Origin of the sequence: Aliivibrio sifiae (genome assembly GCF_002954705.1) — a bacterium.
In the GTDB taxonomy this organism is placed as follows: domain Bacteria; phylum Pseudomonadota; class Gammaproteobacteria; order Enterobacterales; family Vibrionaceae; genus Aliivibrio; species Aliivibrio sifiae_A.
Window position 1 is genome coordinate 153,401 of sequence record NZ_MSCO01000003.1, and the last position, 14,004, is coordinate 167,404.

Below are 14,004 nucleotides of genomic sequence, written 5' to 3' on the forward strand. Positions count from 1 at the left end.
TATGTAAAAGCTGATATTTTTTTAAGAGTAAATCGATGGAAGAGAAATTTAAACATACGCTAAGGATTAGCTGGTCATACTTTTTATTTTTAAAGCAGCGAATCCTTCATGACAGGCTGACCGTTAGTGCTGGTTATATGGCTTACATTACGTTGCTATCATTAGTACCTTTGATTACCGTATTACTTTCTGTGCTTTCTCAATTTCCTATATTTTCAGGGGCGGGAGAAACGGTTCAAGCATTTGTGATTCAAAACTTTGTACCGGCAGCCAGTGATGCTGTTGAAGGGAGTTTAAAAGAATTCATTTCCAATACAGGTAAAATGACAGCAGTAGGCTCTGGATTCTTATTTGTTGCCTCTGTGATGCTGATATCAGCAATTGATCGTAGCCTGAATTACATTTGGCGAGTGAAGAAAAAGCGTCGTCCAATGTACTCCTTTTCTCTTTATTGGATGATTCTAACTTTAGGTCCGCTATTGGTTGGGGCAAGTATTGCAGCGACTTCGTATGTAACCTCTCTAAATATAATGGAAGATGAAATCGTCTCGAGTTTTTATCGGACTTTATTAGGATGGTTGCCTATTATATTGTCATTCTCAGCTTTTGTTGGGTTGTATTTATTGGTACCAAATAAAAAAATACGAATTAGGCATGCACTTATCGGGGCTATGTCTGCAGGTTGTTTATTTGAGATCAGTAAAGTGGGTTTTGCTCAATATATTACGCAATTTCCTTCTTATCAGGTGATTTACGGTGCGCTAGCTGCGGTACCTATTTTATTTGTTTGGGTTTATTTGTGTTGGATTATTGTTTTGATCGGTGCAGAGATCACCGCTAGTTTAGGTGAATTTGATGAATGGTTAGCGGGTAAAGTTAGCTCCAATGTATTGGAATCCGATATTAAAGCATTAACACAACAGCAAGGATTTATAGAAAGTGATAGCACTGATCCAGAGAGTAAGTGAAGCCGCAGTAAAAGTTGATGGCGAGATCACCGGCGAGATTAATCAAGGGTTATTAATTTTACTTGGTGTGGAAAGAGAAGACGATGAAGCTAAAGCAAAGCGTTTAATGGAGCGTGTACTGACTTATCGAATTTTTGAAGATGATGACGGTAAGATGAACTTAAATGTGCAACAAGTCAGTGGTAGTGTACTTGTAGTTTCACAATTTACCTTACCGGCAGATACTAAAAAAGGTACGCGCCCAGGTTTTTCTAAAGGCGCACATCCTGCCGATGCAGAGCGCTTGTATGATTATTTTTCAGATCTCTGTGAAGAGAAATTAAATACGCAAAGAGGGCGATTTGCTGCGGACATGAAGGTATCGCTAGTGAATGATGGACCAGTGACGTTCTGGTTGCAGGTTTAAAAGTAGGGGCTAGATTCTAGGAGGAGTAACAGCTGAGAGTTTAGATGCGTTTGCTGTTTTGCTCCTCCCCCTTAATAAGGGGGAGGCTGGGAGGAGGTCAAGAACTAACAGCGTATAATCAAGGTAGATTGGCATTAAATTCTACCTGTATCGCAATAACCCCTCCCTAACCCTCCCCTTATTAAGGGGAGGGAACAGTATTATGAATGCTGAAATGACAACGATCTCCCTTGCTCTCTCAGCTCTTCCTCGAGGACGAAGTCCGTACTTGTATCTCGAAGCGTAGCGCCCTCGCCCCTAATCACAATAAAAGGATTTATATGTTTCGATTGATCACTCCAACCACAGAGGCTGAACTTAATGCCTACTACCATTTCCGTTGGCAAGTATTGCGTGAGCCTTGGCGTCAACCTGTGGGTTCAGAACGTGATGCGTATGATGAAATGAGTCAGCATCGAATGATTTTGGATGGTAGGGGTCAACCGATAGCAGTAGGGCGCTTATATTTAACTCCTGATAATGACGGTCAAATTCGCTATATGGCGGTTTCTTCTAATTATCGAGGGAAAGGTATAGGTGCACTGATAATGGTCGCTCTAGAGTCTTATGCGCGGCAAGAAGGAGCAAAGCGATTAGTATGTAATGCTCGTGAAGAAGCGATTCCGTTTTATGTGCGAAATGGGTTTGAAAGCCAAGGCGAGCTAAATGATGAGCGAGGTCCGATTCGTCATCAGCAAATGCTTAAGCAACTTGATCCTCTAGCAGATGTTTTACTCCGTCCAGATTGGTGTGCAGAACTACAAGACCGTTGGGAAAGTGAAATTCCAATCAGTGATAAAATGGGCATTAAAATTATCCAATATACAGGTTATCGCTTTGAAGTTGGTGCAGTACTAAATGCCAATTTAAATCCTCACAACACCATGTTTGCAGGAAGTATTTTTACTATGGGGACGCTAACTGCATGGGGAATGGTATGGTTACTTTTGAAAGAACGGGGTTTAGATACGACGAGCATCATGTTAGTGGATAGTCATATTCGCTATCGACAACCGATCACTGAAACCCCAAAAGGCATTACGTCATTAAATTGCCTACAAGGGGATTTTGATCGCTTGAAATCAGGTAAACGAGCAAGAGTAAAAATAACTGTAGATTTGTGTAATGGGGATAAGCCTGCGGCCGAGTTTTCAGGAACGTTTATGTTGATGAGGGAGTAAGAGCAGGGGCGAGATCGCTTCGCTCGAGGACGGACTTAGTCCTAAAGGATTCAGGAAGAGCTAAAAAAGCAGAGCTCAGAGGCTTTATTTTTGGCTTTTAGCTCCTCCCCCTTACTAAGGGGGAGGCTGGGAGGGTCAAGAACCAACAGCGTATAATTAAGGTTGATTGGTACTCAATTTTACCTGTATCGCAATGACCCCTCCCTAACCCTCCCCTTATTAAAGGGAGGGAACAGTATTGTAATCTCTGAAATCACAACGATCACCCCTGAATCCAGTAAGAGAGCTTGCGACCGATCTGAACCCTAAGATCTCGCTCTTAATCCGCCGCCTGCATTCTTGCCCACCAAGCGTCATCTGCAACAATCTGTCCCGTCTCATCCAATTGAGGGTAAGCAAGACCTTTACGCTTTGCTACTTTGGCAAGAACTGGGTGACCACGTTCAAATAGTACGTGATTAATATACTCTGCAGGTAGTGTGCTCTCTTCACGGTCATACATGCCCGCTAAATCACGCTGACGCTGTGCTTCATATAAAATTAACGCACTAGCTACAGATACATTTAAAGACTGCACCATGCCAACCATAGGGATAATAATGTCATGATCAGCCATCGCTAATGCTTTCTTGCTGATCCCTGTTTTCTCACTGCCTAAAATAATAGCTGTTGGTTTGGTGTAATCAATTTCACGAAAATCAACCGCAGTGTCTGATAGATTCGTTGCTAGGATCTGCATCCCTTGGCTTTTTAGCACAGCAAAAGCATCATCAATATTTTTATGTGTTTCAACATCAACCCAGTTACGAGCTCCAGCCGAAGTGTGCCCTAACATTTGCATTTGCTCTGTTGGCCATACGGCATGAATTTTATGTACGCCAGTCGCATCAGCAGTGCGAACAATCGCAGAGACATTATTGGCTTTATGCACTTCTTCTAGGCAGAGTGTAAGGTCAGTTTGACGAGATTTTAATACAGAAGTAATTCGTTGATAGCGTTCTAAGTTCATGGTTTTTATTTCTTGGAATAGGTTAGAGGGACTAGGTTCTAGGGACGAGAAAGAGGTAGCCAAAATGGAACTAGAAACTATACACTAGCGCTAGCTAGAGACTATAAGGGCATTATATGACTAAAGTTGAATGTCATTCTTAAATGGGTAATGCTTTTGATTTTATAGTTTCTAGAGCGAAGCGTTCTAGTTAGCGCAGCGTAAGCTCTTACTAAAAGGACGAAGTCCGTACTCGAACCTCGTCCCTTCATTTTCTGCTTCTAGTTCTTATGTCTACGAACTTTAAGTGCGTGTGGCATGACACGAATACGGCGCATGATTTCAGCTAAATGCTTGCGATCTTTTGCCGTTAACTCAATAGTTATAGTATACAAACGTCCGTCTTTTTCCTCGGTAGTAATACCGCGGATATTAGAGCCAGTGTCTGCGATTACATTCGCTAAATCAGCTAGTGCACCTTGGTGGTTCTGAATATCAATATCTAATGCAGTAGCAAACTCTTGATCAAATTCATCAGCCCACTCAACACCCATGTATTTATCTAGTTCTTTTTGATAACCACGAACGTTGGCACACTCTTCCATATGAACCACAAGACCACGACCAGGACTTACATGAGCAATAATGTGATCACCTGGAATAGGGCGACAACAGTTTGCAAAGGTTAGTAAAATACCGTCCGCACCACGAATTGGTAATTTCTTACCTGTAGACGTTTCGATACTTGAAGAGTCTTGCTCTGTTAGTTCATCCGCATCACCAAGAAGACGGCGAGCAACCACAATGCTCATTAACTCACCTAAGCCAATGGCTGCGAGTAAATCATCAAACTCGGCAAGTTTTAGATCAGAAAGAACATGGTTGATGTTGTCTTGTGAAACATCATCAAGCGATACATTATGACCAAGCGCATGGTTAAGTAGACGGCGACCTAAAATCACAGAATCTTCTTTACGCATTGTCTTAAGAACTTGGCGGATTTTAGTGCGGGCCTTTGATGTCACTACATAGTTCAACCAAGCTGCGTTTGGACGCGCGCCAGGAGCACTGATGATCTCGACCGTTTGACCGCTCTTAAGAGGTTTACTTAATGGATAAGGCTGACGGTTAACACGAGAACCAACACAGCTGTTACCAACATCAGAGTGAACGGCATAAGCAAAATCAACCGCTGTTGCACCAACAGGCAATTCAAAAATACGGCCTTTTGGTGTGAAAACGTAAATTTCGTTCGGGAATAAATCCGATTTTACGTTTTCAATAAATTCAAATGAGCTACCTGCACTTTGTTGCAGTTCAAGTAAGCTTTGCATCCAACGCTGAGCGCGGATCTGTGCCGTAGTACTAGAGTTATCACCCTCTTTGTACGACCAGTGTGCTGCTACGCCTTTATTTGCCATCTGTTCCATGTCTTCAGTACGGATCTGAACTTCAACTGGAACGCCGTGAGGACCAACCATTGAGGTGTGAAGAGATTGGTAACCATTGGCTTTTGGCACAGCAATGTAATCTTTAATACGGCCTGGACGAGGTTTATAAATACTATGAACCTGACCTAGTGCGCGATAACAAGTATCGATATTGTCAGTAATCACTCGGAACGCGTAGATATCCATAATGGTATGGAAACGCTGCTCTTTATTTTTCATTTTATTGTAAATAGCGAACAGGTTTTTTTCTCGACCAATCACACGACCTTTAATGCCAGCTTCAGCAATACGGCCTTCGATTTCAGAGTGGATTTTTTGGATCATCTCTTTACGGTTACCACGAGCTGACTTTACTACTTCTTTTAATACGCGATAGCGATTTGGGTAAAGGGCTTCAAAACCTAGCTCTTCAAGCTCAGTTTTAATATTATGGATACCAAGGCGATGCGCCAAAGGAGAGAAAATTTCTAAAGTTTCACGAGCAATGCGGCGACGTTTATCAGGGCGTAAAGCACCCAGTGTGCGCATATTATGAGTTCGGTCAGCAAGTTTGATCAATATAACGCGGATGTCTTGCACCATCGCCATGACCATTTTTCGGAAGTTTTCAGCCTGTGCTTCTTTTTTATCGCGGAACTTAAGTTTGTCCAGCTTAGAAACACCATCCACTAATTCGGCAACCGTGTCACCAAATTGCTCAGCGAGCTCTTCTTTGCTTACTTCTGTGTCTTCAATAACATCATGAAGCAGCGCAGCCATCAGCGTTTTATGGTCGAGCTTCATTTCTGCAAGGATTCGAGCCACAGCTACTGGGTGGATGATATAAGGTTCGCCACTTGAGCGAGTTTGCCCTTCATGGGCTTCTTTTGCTACCAGATAAGATCGACGAAGAGCCTCAATGTGAGGCTCTGGCAGGTAATCTTTGGCAACATCTTTCAGGCTATCGAATAAATCCAAATTTCGCCCCGTCAGGTTTGCTGTTTTACAATCTACAAGAGATTATAAAGATTAACGATTGTGTGTGATTGAGCTTACTGCTGCTAATTCAGCTGCGTCTTGCTCTTGTTGCTCTTGGCGCTCACGAGCATCTAGTAATTCTTTAGTGATTAGGCCTTCTTCAATTTCACGAAGAGCGATAACAGTTGTTTTATCGTTCTCTTCAGGCACTAGCGCATCTTTACCACCAGTTTGCATTTGACGTGCGCGACGAGAAGAAATAAGTACTAGATCGAAACGGTTGCCGATTTTCTCAACTGCGTCTTGAACGGTTACACGTGCCATGAGGACTCCAATTTATTAACAAAAATAGTTATATGATGAGAAAGTATACAAGTAACCCGTATAAGTTTCTAGCTAGGGTTACAAGATACTCGTAGAAATATGAAGAAATTAGTCCGCTAATAGCGCTTCTAACATGCCTTTATATTTCGTTGTTTGTTTGTCTTGCTTTAAGCGCTCTGCACGGATAATTGAACGGAAGTCCATTTGTGCAGTATCAAAATCGTCATTAATGATCACATAATCGTATTCATCGTAATGTGAAATTTCAGATTTTGCTTCGCTCATGCGCTTAGCAATAACAGCGTCGCTGTCTTGGCCACGTGCATTTAGGCGTCGTTCTAGTTCTCCATTTGATGGAGGCAGAATGAATACGCTTTTTGCTAAAGGCATTTGTTCACGGATTTGACGAGCACCTTGCCAGTCAATATCTAAGAACACATCAATACCTTTATCAAGGGTCTCTTCGATCCATACTCGAGATGTTCCGTAGTAGTTACCGAACACTTCGGCATATTCTAAGAATTCACCTTTTTGAATCAGTTCTTCAAAATGCTCTTTCTGAATAAAGTGATAATGAACACCATCATTTTCTCCTGGGCGCATACCACGAGTAGTATGAGACACAGAGACTTTCATAGCATAAGTTGGGTTGCTTTCTAACAGTGCCGAGATCAAACTCGACTTACCAGCACCACTTGGCGCTGACACAATATAAAGTGTACCTTTACTCATGATAGATTCTCTTGGGAGTTATGGCATTTCTCTTTACGTTACACTTTAAAAGGTAAAAAAAAGATGGATGCGAAGCATAGAAAATTGGGTGGCGAAGAATAGCACAATCAAGAATCAATTTGAATGAAATAAATACGCTAATTGAAATAATAATTTTGTGTTAACTTGTCTTAGCACTATCATTAGAGTGTAACCAACTAATTATCATATTTATTATAGCAGTAACGGTGGATAACCCTTTATGCCTTCACATTTACCTAAGTCGTTTAGTAAACCTTTCTTAAAGGTATTTCATATTTTAGAGGCGGTTTTATTGGTTGCAATAACACTCGCCACTTTATTTGCCATGATGAATGAGTTTGTTCATGTTTTTGTAGAACAACAAATTCAACTTACCGACATATTATTGATGTTTATTTATCTCGAAGTGTTGGCTATGGTGCAACAATTTGTGATGAACGGTAAAATTCCTGTACGTTATCCTATCTATATCGCAATGATGGCTATCGCGCGTTACATTACGCTTGGAATGAAAGAATTAGATGCGGTATTAATTGTATGGTTGGCATTGGCAGCATTCATTCTTGCTGCGGCAACATTATTGATCCGAGTAGGGCATCATTATTGGCCGTATGAGGTCCATGAAAATAATAAAAAATACGACGAGTAGTATTTAGGTACCATTAGATAAACAAAAAGCCTCTCTGATTATATCAACGAGGCTTTTTTAATGGTTAACAATCAGAATTGATTATTCAATGTTCTGAATTTGTTCACGCATTTGTTCGATAAGTACTTTAAGCTCAACGCCAGATGCCGTTACATCAGTGCTGATAGATTTAGACGCTAGCGTATTCGCTTCACGGTTAAATTCTTGCATCATGAAATCAAGTTTACGGCCACAAGCGCCGCCTTTCTTCATTACATTAGTGGTTTCTTTTACGTGTGAATCTAAACGGTCTAATTCTTCAGCTACGTCAGATTTTTGAGCAAGAAGGATAAGCTCTTGTTCAACACGAGAAGAATCTAATTCAATTTTCGCATCTTCAAATTTAGTTAGAAGACGGTTACGTTGCCATTCTAGAATCTCTGGCATACGAGCGCGAACTTTTGCTGCTTCTTCTGTGATCGCATCTAAACGCTGAACGATCAGTGCTTTCATGTTTTCGCCTTCGCTCGCACGTGCTTCAACAAAATCATTCACAGCCAGTTCAAATTCCGCCAATAATTCTTTATTGATAGAGTCGAAATCTTGCTCTGGTGCTTCCATTACACCTTGCCATTGAAGAACTTGGAAAGGGTTAATGCCGCCTTCGCCAGATTCTGTTTTCACCCACTGCGCCGCTTTAATTACTTGGCGAGCTAGGTCTTCATTGATTCTTAATTCACTGCTTGCTGCATTGTTTGCTTCAAAGCGTAAGTGACATTCCACTTTACCGCGAGCAAGACGCTTACGGAAACGCTCACGTAATACAGGTTCTAAACCGCGGAATTGTTCCGGCATGCGAAAATACGTTTCTAAATAGCGTTGGTTCACTGAGCGGATTTCCCACACAGCAGTTCCCCAATCGCCTTTTACTTCGCGGCGTGCGTAAGCTGTCATACTGTAGATCATGTAAGCGTCCTCAAATCATCAATAGGAAGGATGATGAATAAAAATATTGGGCATACTATAGCAGATAAGCGCTTTAGGAAGTAAGTGGCGCTTATCAAAGAAACCGACGCTATGCTTTATTCTTGTACTTGGGTATAATCGCCGACAATTTGTCATAATTAAGGTATCTGCCATGCGTCCTAGCGGAAGAACAGCTCAGCAAGTCCGTCCAATTACTCTTACTCGTAACTTTACTGCGCACGCAGAAGGTTCTGTATTAGTTGAATTTGGTAATACAAAAATAATTTGTACTGCAAGTGTTGAAGAAAATGTTCCTCGCTGGTTAAAAGGCAAAGGTAAAGGTTGGGTAACGGCTGAATACGGCATGCTACCTCGCGCAACGCACACACGTAACCGTCGTGAAGCGGCAAGTGGTAAGCAAGGTGGTCGTACGATGGAAATCCAACGTCTGATCGCTCGTAGCCTACGTGCTGCTGTTGACCTAGAAGCGTTAGGTGAGCAAATGATCACGGTCGATTGTGATGTTATCCAAGCAGATGGCGGTACACGTACTGCTTCTATCACAGGCGCAAGTGTTGCATTAGCAGACGCTATCAACCACATGATTGCATCGGGTAAGTTAAAAACAAACCCAATGAAAGGTCATGTTGCTGCGGTTTCTGTTGGTATCTACAACGGCGAAGCGATTTGTGACCTTGAGTATTTAGAAGACTCAGCAGCCGATACCGATATGAACGTCGTAATGATGGAGGATGGTAAGATGATTGAAGTGCAGGGCACGGCAGAAGAAGCGCCGTTCTCTCATCAAGAATTGTTAGACATGTTGGCTCTGGCGCAACAGGGAATCAATGATATCATTGAGAAGCAGAAAGCGGCGTTGGCCGAATAATTGATTTTTTAATGGCTCCTGATTCAGGGGCTATTTTTTTATGTGTCAAAAAGAAACAGCTAGAAACTATACGCTACGCTAGCTAGAAACTATAAAAGCAAGAGCACTGATTATGTGAGTGCTAATGTTTAAGATATCGATGTTTGCTCTTATAGTATCTAGAGCGAAGCAATATAGTTAGCGTAGCGTATAGTTTTTTATTTGAAATATCACAATATCAAAAAGAGAGAATGAAAATGAAAGCATACCAGCGTGAGTTTATTGAATTTGCACTTGAGAAAGAAGTATTAAAGTTTGGTGAGTTTACTTTAAAGTCAGGCCGTACAAGCCCATATTTTTTCAACGCTGGTCTATTCAATACCGGTCGTGATTTAGCGCGTTTAGGTCGCTTTTACGCAGCAGCACTAGTTGAATCAGGTATTGATTACGATGTGCTATTTGGCCCTGCATACAAAGGCATTCCAATTGCAACGACAACAGCTGTAGCGTTAGCGGATCACCACGACACAGACAAGCCATACTGCTTTAACCGTAAAGAAGCAAAAGATCACGGTGAAGGTGGCAACCTAGTCGGTAGTGCTCTTGAAGGTCGTATTATGCTAGTGGATGACGTGATCACAGCAGGTACTGCAATCCGTGAATCAATGGAAATTATCCAAGCAAACGGTGCTGATCTTGCTGGTGTTCTTGTGGCAATCGATCGCCAAGAAAAAGGCAAGGGTGAGTTATCTGCGATTCAAGAAGTTGAACGTGATTTTGGCTGTTCAATTATCTCAATCGTAAGTTTAACTGACCTGATCTCTTTCTTAGAAGAGAAGGGCGGCAATGCCGATCAACTTGAATCAGTAAAAGCGTACCGTGCTGAGTTTGGTATCTAACTGTAGATTCAAACAAATGTGTTAATAGCGTTTTTTAAGTAAAGAACGATAAGTGGTTGGCTTCGGCTCAGCCACTTTTTTTGTTTCTAGGGCTGGCGTTTGTGGTGGCGTCATATCGACATTAAGCCATTGTTTCATCTTCTGCCAAAGTTCTTTATCTAATTCAGGATGGTTAATCAAAAAACTGTTCTTTTCAGAAAACATATTTTGATACGCCTGACTCTCAGACATAGTACCTAATAGCGGGTACTTCATGTGTTGCAATACTTTATGAACAAACTCAGTGCCTTGTTTATCTTCTTTGCAGCGAGTAATAACAAATGCCAACTCAACTTTATTGTTTCTAAAAGCAGGCGATTTAATTAAGTCTTTAATAAACCCCAGCATAGAGTGAACATCAATCGGTGAGGGTTGAACCGGAAAGACGATTTTATCCACCATCGAGATATATTTTTCCATTTCAAATTGGCTGAAGTTAGAGGGAGAATCAATGACCGTAATTCTGGTGTCAGCCTCTAATCGTAAAGCCAGAGAGAAAGGAACATTAGAAGAGGGTAAGAACTTAGTTGTTCTAACACCATCGTTTTTACTTCCCCAAAAATGACTGGTTCCTTGCGGGTCAAGATCGATGATTTCAGTTTTCACATTCTGATGAGCATAAAAAGACGCCATTGCAATTGCAAAGGTGGATTTACCTGCACCACCTTTACGGTTGATGACAAGAACCTTTTTACATTGTGCTCGTTTATATCCGACTAACATATCAGTGAACCTGCTAGATTTATTGATTATCTATTAACTAAGCAATCAATATGCCATGTAAATAACCTATAGTACTGCGTTCTATGTTTAAAATTTGAAGCTGTTACATAAAAAGTAACAATTTCACCTCTCACTTTTCATGAAATAGTTCTTCTTTTGCGCTCACTTATGAGTAAACTGAAATAAGACATATATTGAGGTTAAGCCCATGCAAGAAAACCATAAGATTTTAGTTGTTGATGATGATGCTCGTCTTCGTTCTTTATTAGAGCGTTATTTATCAGAGCAAGGCTTCCAAGTTCGTAGTGTGGCAAATAGCGAACAAATGGATCGTCTGTTGGCACGAGAAACGTTCCACCTAATGGTATTGGACTTAATGTTACCGGGCGAAGATGGATTATCTATCTGCCGTCGTTTGCGTAGTAATAATAATATGCTGCCAATTTTAATGCTGACAGCAAAAGGCGATGAGATTGATCGTATTGTTGGTTTAGAAGTGGGTGCGGATGATTATTTACCGAAGCCATTTAACCCGCGTGAACTGTTAGCGCGTATTCGTGCTGTTCTTCGTCGTCAAGTTATTGAAGCACCAGGAGCACCAAGTGCTGAAGATAAAATGGTTGAGTTTGGTGAGTTCCGTCTAAATTTAGGTACGCGTGAAATGTTCCGCAACGAAGAGCCGATGCCACTAACATCTGGTGAGTTTGCAGTACTTAAATCATTGGTAACGAACATGCGAGAACCAATGTCGCGTGATAAGTTAATGAACATGGCTCGCGGTCGTGAATATTCAGCAATGGAACGCTCTATCGATGTTCAAATTTCTCGTCTTCGCCGTATGATTGAAGAAGATCCAAGTCGCCCTCGTTATATTCAAACGGTATGGGGATTAGGCTATGTGTTTGTGCCGGATGGGGCAGAAGCGTAGAGCAAGAGCAGGGACGAGAATCGAGTACGCTTCGCTTAAGGGGCGAGGAAGAGCGTTAAAAACAGGTTTCAGGAAGTAAAGAGCAAAGGCAGAGTTCAGATCGGTCGCAAGCTCCCTGCAGATTTCAGAGGCGATTGTTGTGATTGCAGCGTGTAAAATACAGTTCCCTCTCCTTGATAAGGGGAGGGCTAGGGAGGGGTTATTGCGATGAAGGTTGATTTTATTCATAGTTAACTTTATTTATTTATTTGTTGTTAGTTCTTGACCCCCTCCCTGCCTCCCCCTTAGTAAGGGGGAGGAGCTAAAAGCCACTACCTATGAACTCTGCTCTTCCTGAAACCTGCAAGCGAAGCGCCCTGAAACCTAGAATTTACTACACTACCCATACTCGATCTTATAGTTTCTAGCTAGCGTAGCGTATAGTCTCTAGCTCTCTTCAAATTAACAACCACGAGAACTCCCATGAAAAGTACCTTCGCCAGAACACTATTACTCCTCGCATCACTTCTCATTGCTAGTCAAATATTTTCTTATCTTGCTGTGTTTAACTATGCACTATTACCAAGTTTACAGCAGTTTAATCGGATCTTAGCTTATGAAGTGCGCTTGATGCTGTCAGAAGACGTTACTTTGGATGATGGAGAAAATATTCATTTAGATCAGCCTTTACGTCGCCAATTATTAGAGCAATTAGGGGTGAGTATTCATTCTGAGAATGATCCTGAGCTAAGAGAATATTACCAAGCTAGCCCAATCGCTTTTCTGAGTGAAGAAATGACACAAGAGTTAGATTCACCCACTGAAGTTCGTTTAATTTTAGGTGCTGATAGCTATGTTTTATGGATGAAGAGTGACGCTATGCCTGAATATTATATGCGAATTCCTCTTTCTGAATTACAAGAAGAAGACTTTGCCCCCTTATTTAGAAACAGCTTAATCATAGCCTTACTTGTTATTCTTGGTGGCTGGGCATTTATACGAATTCAAAATAGACCGCTCATGGCGCTTCAAACTGCGGCTCGTAAAGTGGGTAAAGGTGAAATTCCTGACCCATTACCAGAAAGAGGGGCATCAGAGATTCAAGCAGTAACTCGAGCTTTTAACCAAATGTCCAAAGGTATTCAACAGCTAGAGCAAGACCGTGCTTTGTTAATGGCAGGGGTCAGTCATGATATTCGAACCCCATTAACTCGCATTCGTTTGGCTACAGAAATGATGTCGCCTCAAGATGATTATCTTGCAGAAAGCATGATTAAAGACACTGAAGAGTGTAATGAGATCATCGGTCAATTTATGGATTATTTAAAGCCTGTTGCGAAACAAGACTTTATTGATGTTGATATTAATACCATTGTTAATGAAGTGATTTTATCTGAGGGTGGTTATGAACGAGAGATTAAAACCAACTTGGTGGATATACCAAAACCTATCCATGGTAATGGGATCGCGATAAAACGAGTTATTACTAATTTAGTCGTTAATGCGATTCGTTATGGTGGTGATTTAATCTCAGTAACGACAAGAGTATCTGCTGATCGTAAAACTGCATGGGTAATTATTGAAGACAATGGTCCCGGTATCGATGAAGCACAGCTAGAATCTGTCTTCGAACCTTTTACTCGTGGAGATACCGCCCGAGGAAGTGAAGGTACAGGATTAGGTTTAGCGATAGTTAAGCGTATTGTAACTCAGCATCAAGGTGAAGTGAACTTGTCGAACCGTCGAGAAGGTGGTTTGAAGGTTCAGGTTGAGTTTCCATTGGGGAGATAGAGTAGGGACGAGATTCGAGGACGCTTCGCTCGAGGGGTGAGGGAGAGAAAAAGCGGAAGAGCTAGAATTTAGATCGCCTTGCTTGCAGCATGCGCAATACAGTTCCCTCCCCTTAA

General features: G+C 41.6%; 14 protein-coding genes. 8 read left to right on the forward strand and 6 right to left on the reverse strand.

Features of this window, described 5'->3' with window-relative positions; genetic code table 11:
• Positions 1–35 precede the first annotated feature (35 nt).
• The 3 genes from BTO22_RS18075 (at position 36) to BTO22_RS18085 (ending at position 2,594) form a co-directional block, all read left to right on the forward strand.
• A complete protein-coding gene (locus BTO22_RS18075) occupies positions 36–968 on the forward strand; it encodes a virulence factor BrkB family protein (RefSeq protein WP_105056689.1) in 933 nt (310 codons plus the stop codon).
• Positions 940–1,374 (forward strand): D-aminoacyl-tRNA deacylase, encoded by a 435-nt coding sequence (dtd, locus tag BTO22_RS18080; RefSeq protein WP_105056690.1) that lies wholly within the window; start codon positions 940–942, stop codon positions 1,372–1,374. Before BTO22_RS18075 ends, dtd begins: the two co-directional genes overlap by 29 nt.
• 320 nt (positions 1,375–1,694) lie before the next feature.
• The gene (locus tag BTO22_RS18085) at positions 1,695–2,594 is read left to right on the forward strand and encodes a bifunctional GNAT family N-acetyltransferase/hotdog fold thioesterase (RefSeq protein WP_105056691.1); all 900 of its coding nucleotides are present in this window, start codon (positions 1,695–1,697) and stop codon (positions 2,592–2,594) included.
• Positions 2,595–2,913: 319 nt separating this feature from the next.
• On the opposite strand, the gene trmH is transcribed toward BTO22_RS18085, so the two are convergent.
• From trmH to gmk, 4 genes are all read right to left on the reverse strand, one after another.
• Positions 2,914–3,603 (reverse strand): tRNA (guanosine(18)-2'-O)-methyltransferase TrmH, encoded by a 690-nt coding sequence (gene trmH / locus BTO22_RS18090; protein ID WP_105056692.1) that lies wholly within the window; start codon positions 3,601–3,603, stop codon positions 2,914–2,916.
• Between the two features lie 260 nt (positions 3,604–3,863).
• Positions 3,864–5,990 carry a bifunctional GTP diphosphokinase/guanosine-3',5'-bis pyrophosphate 3'-pyrophosphohydrolase gene (gene spoT / locus BTO22_RS18095; RefSeq protein ID WP_105056693.1) on the reverse strand — a complete coding sequence of 709 codons (2,127 nt, stop codon included), beginning with the start codon at positions 5,988–5,990 and terminating at the stop codon, positions 3,864–3,866.
• Positions 5,991–6,041: 51 nt separating this feature from the next.
• A complete protein-coding gene (gene rpoZ / locus BTO22_RS18100; RefSeq protein ID WP_005416998.1) occupies positions 6,042–6,314 on the reverse strand; it encodes a DNA-directed RNA polymerase subunit omega in 273 nt (90 codons plus the stop codon).
• A gap of 108 nt (positions 6,315–6,422) precedes the next feature.
• Complete coding sequence (gene gmk, locus BTO22_RS18105) at positions 6,423–7,046, reverse strand: guanylate kinase (RefSeq protein WP_105056694.1); 624 nt, start codon at positions 7,044–7,046, stop codon at positions 6,423–6,425.
• A 241-nt stretch (positions 7,047–7,287) separates the two neighbouring features.
• Between gmk and BTO22_RS18110 the strand changes: the two genes are divergently transcribed.
• A complete protein-coding gene (locus BTO22_RS18110; RefSeq protein ID WP_105056695.1) occupies positions 7,288–7,716 on the forward strand; it encodes a phosphate-starvation-inducible protein PsiE in 429 nt (142 codons plus the stop codon).
• Positions 7,717–7,797: 81 nt separating this feature from the next.
• Here the strand turns inward: BTO22_RS18110 and BTO22_RS18115 are convergent, their stop codons facing one another.
• Entirely contained in the window at positions 7,798–8,661 is an 864-nt protein-coding gene (locus tag BTO22_RS18115; protein ID WP_060993371.1) for a YicC/YloC family endoribonuclease, read from the reverse strand.
• Between the two features lie 172 nt (positions 8,662–8,833).
• Between BTO22_RS18115 and rph the strand changes: the two genes are divergently transcribed.
• Entirely contained in the window at positions 8,834–9,550 is a 717-nt protein-coding gene (rph, locus tag BTO22_RS18120) for a ribonuclease PH (RefSeq protein ID WP_105056696.1), read from the forward strand.
• 236 nt (positions 9,551–9,786) lie between these two features.
• Positions 9,787–10,428, forward strand: a complete 642-nt coding sequence (gene pyrE / locus BTO22_RS18125) for an orotate phosphoribosyltransferase (RefSeq protein ID WP_105056697.1) — start codon at positions 9,787–9,789, stop codon at positions 10,426–10,428.
• A gap of 21 nt (positions 10,429–10,449) precedes the next feature.
• On the opposite strand, the gene BTO22_RS18130 is transcribed toward pyrE, so the two are convergent.
• Positions 10,450–11,190 carry a ParA family protein gene (locus BTO22_RS18130; protein WP_105056698.1) on the reverse strand — a complete coding sequence of 247 codons (741 nt, stop codon included), beginning with the start codon at positions 11,188–11,190 and terminating at the stop codon, positions 10,450–10,452.
• Between the two features lie 208 nt (positions 11,191–11,398).
• Here BTO22_RS18130 and ompR point away from each other — a divergent pair, with 208 nt between their 5' ends.
• Positions 11,399–12,118, forward strand: a complete 720-nt coding sequence (gene ompR / locus BTO22_RS18135; protein ID WP_105056699.1) for an osmolarity response regulator transcription factor OmpR — start codon at positions 11,399–11,401, stop codon at positions 12,116–12,118.
• Between the two features lie 462 nt (positions 12,119–12,580).
• On the forward strand, positions 12,581–13,888 hold the full coding sequence (envZ, locus tag BTO22_RS18140; RefSeq protein ID WP_105056700.1) for a two-component system sensor histidine kinase EnvZ: 1,308 nt from the start codon (positions 12,581–12,583) through the stop codon (positions 13,886–13,888).
• The last annotated feature ends 116 nt before the right edge of the window (positions 13,889–14,004 follow it).